Origin of the sequence: Streptococcus parasanguinis (assembly GCF_001578955.1) — a bacterium.
In the GTDB taxonomy this organism is placed as follows: domain Bacteria; phylum Bacillota; class Bacilli; order Lactobacillales; family Streptococcaceae; genus Streptococcus; species Streptococcus parasanguinis_U.
In genome coordinates this window covers 1-465 of the sequence record NZ_KQ969725.1, presented here as the reverse complement: position 1 = coordinate 465, position 465 = coordinate 1, and the positions used below count along the sequence as shown (strand labels likewise).

General features: G+C 53.1%; 1 protein-coding gene. It reads left to right on the top strand.

Annotated elements, in window-relative coordinates; translation table 11 throughout:
* Positions 1-465, top strand: a 465-nt coding sequence (locus SPADD19_RS10970; RefSeq protein WP_164905873.1) for an AAA family ATPase, incomplete at both ends; no start/stop codon positions are given.

Here is a 465-nt window from a genome sequence, read left to right as displayed (position 1 = left end):
AAATCGACCCTGCTTCTCCAAGTGTCGACCCAGTTGTCTCAAGTAGGAACGGTTCTCTATGTCAGTGGAGAGGAGTCGGCCCAGCAGATCAAACTCCGTGCAGAGCGATTGGGAGATATCGATAGCGAGTTTTACCTCTATGCCGAGACCAATATGCAGAGTGTCCGGGCAGAAGTAGAGCGCATCCAGCCTGATTTTCTGATCATTGACTCTATTCAGACGATCATGTCTCCTGAGATTTCAGGGGTGCAGGGGTCGGTCTCTCAGGTACGCGAGGTGACGGCTGAGCTCATGCAGCTGGCTAAGACCAATAACATTGCTATCTTTATCGTGGGGCATGTAACCAAGGAAGGAACCTTGGCGGGTCCTCGGATGCTGGAACACATGGTGGATACGGTGCTCTACTTTGAGGGCGAACGCCACCACACCTTCCGGATCCTGAGAGCGGTCAAGAACCGCTTTGGC